This window comes from Rubrivirga sp. (assembly GCF_049648075.1).
Lineage (GTDB): Bacteria > Bacteroidota > Rhodothermia > Rhodothermales > Rubricoccaceae > Rubrivirga.
The window spans coordinates 1-7,565 of sequence record NZ_JBARYR010000576.1 but is presented as its reverse complement, the minus strand read 5'-3'; the positions used below and the strand labels follow the sequence as shown (position 1 = coordinate 7,565).

Sequence of the window (7,565 nt, the reverse complement as noted above, 5' to 3'; positions counted from 1 at the left end):
CTCGAGGACGCGTCGCGGCACGGGCCGGCGCGTGGGCGCAGTCGGAGCGGACGGGCAGCCTGGGCAGCTCGCTCGACCTGCCGTCTGAGATCGTCGTCGATCTTGGACTCGCCCTCGAGGTCGCGCGCGGCGTGACGGTCCGGCTCGACGGGCGCAACGTGCTGGGCACGAGAGGCTACACAGCGGCCCGCACGCGACCTGGCGACGGCGTCGCGCCCTTGTTGGTGGCATGGCCCAATCGAGGACGGGAGGTCCGCATCGGGCTGGTCATGCGCTGATCGTCTACCGAAGAAGGAACGGGAGCGGCACGCGAATGGAACGGGAGAGGTGGGGGGCCTCGGTGGTTGGCTCGGTAGGCTTCGGCATCACGCTTTCCCCAACGCAATGCGCACCCTCCTCCTCGCCTCGTTCGCCCTCGCCCTGTCCATCTCGGCATCTGCCCAGACGGCCGCCGAGATCGACCGAGTCACCATCGCCATCGACTGCGACGACATCGCCACCCTCGAGGTCGGCGCCGCCACATCCGGCACGCTCGTCGAAGCGAGCGACTGCATGTACCAGGACGGCTCGACGGCCGACTACTACGTGTTCAAGCTCGACCAAGACGCGAGCGTCACCATCACGCACCGGTCCAACGACTTCGACGCCTACCTCGTCCTGTACGAAGGCAACGGACTGATCATGGAGATCGACGACGACAGCGGCGCCGGCCCAACGGGCTTTGACTCGATGATCGCCGCCGACCTCGATGCCGGCGTCTACATGATCGCTGCCAACCACATCAGCGGCGAGGGCACCTACACGGTCGAGGTGAGCACCAACTAGGCGCCACCCTGACCACCTCTATCCGCCCTCGAGGTCTCGGCCTCGAGGGCGGTATGCATTCGAACCAGCACGACGTCCGGCCTCCGCGCCACACCGATTCCCACACTCCGATGAGACTCCTCGTTCTTCTTTTGATCGTCGCTGCCGGCTCCTCCGCGGTTACGGCCCAGCCCGTCTCCGACCTCCCGTCGATCTCCGGGATCGAGTGGGCCAGCGGCCCGGACGACTGCGCCAGCGTCTCCTCCATCGAGCTCGGGCAGACCGTCACAGCCACCCTCGTCGAGGCCACGGCCTGCGAGTACATCGACGGGTCCGCGGCCGACTACTACGCCCTCGACCTCGAGGCCGATACGCGCGTCGTCATCACGCACCGGTCCGACGACTTCGACGCGTTCCTCGCCTTGATACAGGAAAACGGAGTGCTCGTCGCGTCTGACGACGACAGCGCGGGCGGGCCGACGGGCTTCGACGCCACAGTGTCCGTCCACCTCTCGGCGGGCCGGTACCTGATCGCCGCCAACCACATCGAGGGCGACGGCGAATACCAGCTCACCGTCCGCGCCGAGTAACCCCGGTCCGTCCTCGAGGGCGGCGTCCCACAATGTGACCCGAATGGGTCCCGGGATGACCTCTCGTGGCGCCACGCCCTGGTAGGCTATGACATCCCCCGCCGATGCGATGTACCGCACGCTCCTGCTCCTACCCCTCCTGCTCACGGCCTGCTCCAACAGTGGCTCTCTCTCTGACGCAGAAGTCCAGGACGCCCGCTTTGCGTCGGGTTGCGTGGATATCCAGCCGCTCGACTGGAGGGACGGGGGCGGGTTCCTAAGAACGGGCCTCTCGACCACGCTCCGAGCCTGGGAGTGTCGCCACTGGATCGGGACCGGCGACGACGCCCGGTTTACAGCCGCCGACTATTCCGTCTTCCGCCTCGCAGACATCTCGATGACGACGATCACGCAGTCCTCGGACGAGATCAATGCGTTCGTAACTCTCTACGACAGCCTCGGCAACATCATCGCGACGGACGGCGACAACGGCGCAGGCCAGGACGCCACGGTCACTCGTCTCCTCGAGGCCGGGAGCTACATCGTCGCCGCGAGCTCTGCGGACGGCTCGGAGGGGCGCTACACCCTCGACATCAGGACGGCACGGTAACACCGAGCCCTTCTCGAAATCGGCGACTGTCCTCAAGGGCGGTCCGGACGCCCAACGCAGCCCGACCATCACCCCGTGAGCCGCCCAACCAAGAAGCGAGGATTCCGCTCCATCGATGTGGACGGGGCGTCCTACGCGTGGCGTCTCAATACGGAATCCGGGTACGTCGAGGTCGTCCTCGCGGGAACTCGGAATCGCCGGCTGTTGGTCGGGGTCGGCTGCGCGTTTGACGTTCCCGACTGAGGTCGCAACCTCCCGGCACCTGTCACGCCACGGTTTGTGGCGTCCGCCGTTCGACGCGGCCTGCGCGACGGGTGGGACCCGCGGTCGCGGGGGCGCTCGCTGTTTCTGGGTCAGGCCAGCTTCGACGAGTCCGCCGGAGCCTTCGGACTCCCCGCCTCAGCGTAACTCGACGTCCTCGAGGACGATTCTCTGCCACGCGGTTCAACCACACGTACCCATCCCATGCGGCTCGCCATTTTCTCCTCGCTCCTCCTCCTGATCGCATCGGCGGACCCCGTCGACGCGCAGCACCAGCACGCTGGGGTCTTCGCCGTCGAGGTCGGAGACGCCGACGACGGCTTGATCTACCGGTGGCGGACCCGGACGGCCGTTCTCGGCTGGTACCACCCCACGACGGAGATCGGGACGCCCATCCGCACGGTCGGCGCCGGCCGGTTGGTGGAGGGGAACGACCGGAGCGAGGCGCTGACCGTGACGCGCCGCGCGGGCCGGGCCCGGCCCAACGGGCCGTCCACGATCGATGTGACGAACTACGGCGCGGCGACGTACCTGAGCCGAGACGCTTACTACGGGTCCGGCCGCAGCCACACTCTCTACCTCTCCTCTGGCGACGAGATCGAGTGGCTCGCCCGGGGCGCTGAGGGCTCCGAGTTCTTCCGGTTCGAGGGCGAGGTCTACTCCGGCTGGCTGCCGCCCTCGGTCGAGCGGTACTCGCAGCCCGACACACGGCTGTGGGTCCGCCTGACGCCGCGCGGGGCGGGACGGCCCGCGGCCTGGATCAACGTGGACGCCCCCCGCGACGTCGAGAGGCTCGAGTCCGAGTACGGGGGATAGCCGGCGCAATGCGGAGCTGTGCCGTCCTCGAGGGTGACGACCACCTGATCCGGGTCCGACCTCGAGGACGGGCCGCGTGTGACACGACGGGGGCAGCGCTCGGGGGTACACTCGGCGCTCGCGCCGACGGAACGGCGACTCCCACCGCCGGTTCTCACGGTCGGCCTCAGCACACCCCGAATGGACGACCAGATCCTGATCCGCGGCGCCCGCGAACACAACTTGCAAGGGGTCGACGTGGACCTGCCCCGCGACGCCCTCGTCGTCATCACGGGGCTTTCGGGCTCGGGCAAGTCGTCGCTCGCGTTCGACACGATCTACGCCGAGGGCCAGCGCCGCTACATGGAGTCGATGTCGAGCTACGCGCGCCAGTTTTTGGGCGTGATGGAGCGGCCCGATGTCGAGTTCATCGACGGCCTCTCGCCGGTCATCGCCATCGAGCAGAAGACGGTGAGTCGCAACCCGCGCTCGACGGTCGGCACGGTGACGGAGATCTACGATTTCATGCGCCTGCTCTACGCGCGGGCCTCAGACGCATACTCGTACAAGTCCGGCACGCCGATGCGGCGCCAGTCCGACGACGAGATCATCGACGCGATCGCCGCCTTCCCCGAGGGCACGCGCGTCCAGATCCTGGCGCCGGTCGTCAAGGGCCGCAAGGGCCACTACCGGGACCTGTTCGAGCAGGTTGCGAAGCAGGGCTTCGAGCGCGTCCGCACCGACGGCGACGTCCGCGAGATCGAGAAGGGCATGCAGCTCGACCGGTACAAGATCCACGACATCGAGGTCGTCGTCGACCGGCTGGTCGTCAAGGACGGCGTGCGGCCCCGGATCTCGCAGGCGGCTGAGATCGCGCTCGGCATGGGCGGCGGCACGCTCATCGCCCAGATCGACAAGCTCGGCGACGGGGGCGGGTCCGACCTCGAGGCCGGCGACGTGTTGTTCTCGCGCCACCTGACCGCGCCGGCCGATGGACTCAGTTACGACGACCCGTCGCCCAACACGTTCAGCTTCAACTCGCCCTACGGCGCGTGCCCGGCGTGCAACGGGCTGGGCGTCCGCAAGGAGATCGACCCAGACCTGGTCGTCCCGAACCCGGCCCGCACCATCGAGGGCGGCGCGCTGGCTCCCCTCGGCAAGCCCCGCGACGTCTGGGTGTTCAGCCAGCTCCAGGCGGTCGCCGACGTCTACGGGTTCGACTACGAGACGCCGTTCGAGACGCTCACCGACAAGCAGCGCGACGTCATCCTCGAGGGCGCCGGCGACGAGCAGTTCGACATCGTCTACAAGTACAAGGGCCGCCAGGTCACGTACCAGCACCGGTTCGGCGGCGTCCACGGGCACATCCAGCACACGCTCGACAACGCGACCTCGAAGTCGCAGAAGGCGTGGGGCGACGCGTTCATGCGGGTCCGCGCGTGCGGCGCGTGCGGCGGCGGGCGGCTCAAGCCGGAGTCGCTGAGCTTCCGGGTCGGCAACACGGGCACCTTCGAGGGCGACCAGTCGATCGCGGACCTGGTCCAGATGGACCTGACGGCGCTGCGCCAGTGGTTCCAGGATCTCGCCCTCGAGGGCCGGCAAGAGGTGATCGGCGGTCCGATCGTGAAGGAGATCGGGGAGCGGCTGGACTTCCTTCTCAACGTCGGCCTCGATTACCTGACGTTGGACCGGCCGGCGCGGACGCTCTCGGGCGGCGAGTCGCAGCGGATCCGGCTGGCGACCCAGATCGGGACGCAGCTGACGGGCGTCCTCTACGTCCTCGATGAGCCGAGCATCGGGCTCCACCCGCGCGACAACGCCAAGCTCATCGCGTCCTTGACGGCGCTCCGCGACCTGGGCAACTCCGTCCTGGTGGTCGAGCACGACCGCGAGATGATCGAGGGCGCCGATTTCGTGGTCGATCTCGGTCCTGGCGCCGGCGAGTTCGGCGGCAAGCTGCTGGCGGCCGGGCCGCCGAAAGAGATCTCGACCTTCGAGGGCGACGGCGCCCCGCCGGACTCGCTCACCACGGCCTACCTCGCCGGGCTCCGCGCCGTCCCGACGCCGAGTGCCGAGGAGCGCCGGTCCGGTAACGGCGAGTCCATCAAGCTGACGGGCGCGCGAGGCCACAACCTGAAAAAGGTCGACCTCGAGGTCCCGCTCGGCACGCTGACCGTCGTGACGGGCGTGTCCGGATCAGGCAAGTCGTCGTTGATCAACCAGACGTTGGCGCCGGTCCTGGCCCAGCACTTCCACAACTCCCAGACCGTCCCGCTCCCCTACGCCGACGTCGAGGGGCTGGAGCACGTTGACAAGGTGATCGCCATCGACCAGTCGCCGATCGGGCGGACGCCGCGGTCCAACCCGGCGACGTACACCAACCTGTTCGGGCTGATCCGCGACCTGTTCGCGCGGCTGCCCGAGTCCGAGATCCGCGGCTACAAGCCGGGCCGGTTCTCGTTCAACGTCAAGGGCGGGCGGTGCGAGACGTGCAAGGGCGCGGGCATCGTCAAGCTCGAGATGAACTTCCTGCCGGACGTCTACGTCGAGTGCGAGACGTGCAAGGGCAAGCGCTACAACGCCGAGACGCTCGCGGTCCGGTTCAAGGGCAAGAACATCGCGGAGGTGTTGGAGATGCCGGTCTCCGAGGCCCTGCACTTTTTCGAGAACCAGCCCCGGATCGCTCGCAAGCTGCGCACGCTCGACGCGGTCGGCCTGGGCTACATCCGGCTGGGCCAGCAGGCGACGACGGTCTCGGGTGGCGAGGCCCAGCGCATCAAGCTCTCCAAGGAGCTCTCGAGGCCGGGCACGGGCCGGACGCTCTACATCTTGGACGAGCCCACGACCGGGCTCCACTTCGAGGACGTCCGGCACCTGCTTCTCGTCCTGCAAGCCTTGGTCGACAAGGGCAACACGGTCCTGGTCATCGAGCACAACATGGACGTCGCCAAGCAGGCCGACTGGATCATCGACATGGGACCGGACGGCGGCGCGGGCGGCGGCCAGATCTTGTACGCGGGGCCGCCCGAGGGCATCGTCGGGACGGGCTCGCCGACGGCGGCGTTCGTGGCCGAGGAGCTCGAGCGGGCCAAGACGGCGGGCAACCTGGGCCTCAACGTGCGCGAGATCGACCTGGACGCGATCAACAACGGGTCCTCGCCCGACGACGACCTCGAGGACGACGACGCCATCGAGGACGAGGAGCCCGAGCAGGAAGCCGCGTAGCCCGTCCTCGAGGACGCGACCTCGAGGGCGTTCGCTAGGTTCGAGACCCACCGACCGCTCTCGCCATGACCACGCAGACCCTCTCGCTCGTAGCTCTCGTCGGGGCGGTGCTTCTGTGGATCGGCCTCGAGGTCTGGAACCGGGCGGCCCAGGACCGCCTCGACCGGCTCAAGCCCGAGATCGAGGCGGGTATGCAGGCGTACCTCGAGACGCACAACACGCACGGCGAGGTGCCACCGCCCAACTACTGGGATTTCCGACAGGGCCGCGTCGTCGAGTTCGAGCCCGGCACCGCCACAAACGTTCAGTCCGAGAGCGACGATCCCGACGCGCCGTTCGTCGCCGTCGCGACCGTCGTCGATGCCGGTGCGCCTCAAGAGTGGCCGCCGATCTGGATGTAGGGGCTTTGGGGCGGGTCGTACGTGGTCCGGGTCCCGCTCGCTCTTGTGACGGTCGGGGTGCTCGGCCTCTGGCTCCGCCTCCGAGCGGCGTAGAGACGTCCTCGAGGACGACGACCCGCCCTCACGCCTGCAGACCTGGACATGACGCTCGACGAGTTCCGCTCCGAAACCGCCGGCTGGCTCGACCGCGCCGAGGACGACTTTGAGTGCGTCGCCTGGAAGCACGAGCCGGGCCGGCGCCCCGAAGAGTGCGCCCTCGAGGACGCCGACGCGCTGTCGGTTCCCCGCGCCGAGGCGGCCGACCTCGAGGACGGGACAGCCAGCGCTCCAGCTGGGCAAGAGCCGGTCGCGGGGTCGTGCACACTGGCCGAGATGAAGGTCGTCTACCGGCTCGCTCAGTTGCTCCTCGGGTTTCGAGGAGCCGTCCAGCCGTCGGCGAACGGGACGTCGTGGAACGTGTACCGCGACGAGTAGCGCCCCGGACCTCGACGTTGGCGGGTAGCTTTCGGCGTCCTCCTCGCGTCCCGTGTCTCTCCCCACTCTCGGCATCCTGGGCGGCGGCCAGCTCGGCCGCATGACGGCGCTCGCCGCAACTCGCCTCTCGATCCCCGTTCGCATCCTAGCCGACAAGGAAAGCGGCACCGGCCTACCGCTTGCAGACGTCACCATCGCCGACTGGACCGACCTCGAGGCACTACGCGACTGGGCCGCCGGCTGCGACGCCATCACCGTCGAGAGCGAGTGGGCGCCCGCCGACCGGCTCCTCGAGGCCGTACCCGACGCCGTGCTCCGACCGTCCGTCGAGACCCTCGTGACCGTCCGTCACAAAGGGCGCCAACGCGCCGCGTTCGCCGACGCCTCCCTCCCCCAACCCGACCACGTCTGGGCGCGCGACCTCGA

General features: G+C 68.7%; 8 protein-coding genes and 1 pseudogene. All 9 read left to right on the top strand.

Annotated features, from left to right (window positions below; all coding sequences use genetic code 11):
* On the top strand, positions 1–278 hold a 278-nt coding region (locus tag WBA11_RS16030; protein ID WP_424521661.1), incomplete at its 5' end, for a hypothetical protein.
* Between the two features lie 106 nt (positions 279–384).
* Positions 385–825 (top strand): hypothetical protein, encoded by a 441-nt coding sequence (locus WBA11_RS16025; protein WP_424521660.1) that lies wholly within the window; start codon positions 385–387, stop codon positions 823–825.
* 110 nt (positions 826–935) lie between these two features.
* Positions 936–1,394: a hypothetical protein gene (locus tag WBA11_RS16020; protein WP_424521659.1), complete on the top strand. Its 459-nt coding sequence runs from the start codon at positions 936–938 to the stop codon at positions 1,392–1,394.
* 88 nt (positions 1,395–1,482) lie between these two features.
* Complete coding sequence (locus tag WBA11_RS16015; protein WP_424521658.1) at positions 1,483–1,983, top strand: hypothetical protein; 501 nt, start codon at positions 1,483–1,485, stop codon at positions 1,981–1,983.
* Positions 1,984–2,448: 465 nt separating this feature from the next.
* Entirely contained in the window at positions 2,449–3,060 is a 612-nt protein-coding gene (locus WBA11_RS16010; protein WP_424521657.1) for a hypothetical protein, read from the top strand.
* Between the two features lie 180 nt (positions 3,061–3,240).
* Positions 3,241–6,264 carry an excinuclease ABC subunit UvrA gene (gene uvrA / locus WBA11_RS16005; protein WP_424521656.1) on the top strand — a complete coding sequence of 1,008 codons (3,024 nt, stop codon included), beginning with the start codon at positions 3,241–3,243 and terminating at the stop codon, positions 6,262–6,264.
* A 65-nt stretch (positions 6,265–6,329) separates the two neighbouring features.
* Positions 6,330–6,665, top strand: a complete 336-nt coding sequence (locus WBA11_RS16000; RefSeq protein ID WP_424521655.1) for a hypothetical protein — start codon at positions 6,330–6,332, stop codon at positions 6,663–6,665.
* 141 nt (positions 6,666–6,806) lie between these two features.
* Positions 6,807–7,139 (top strand): hypothetical protein, encoded by a 333-nt coding sequence (locus tag WBA11_RS15995; protein ID WP_424521654.1) that lies wholly within the window; start codon positions 6,807–6,809, stop codon positions 7,137–7,139.
* Positions 7,140–7,191: 52 nt separating this feature from the next.
* Positions 7,192–7,565 (top strand): annotated as a pseudogene (locus WBA11_RS15990) (5-(carboxyamino)imidazole ribonucleotide synthase); the annotation flags it as partial.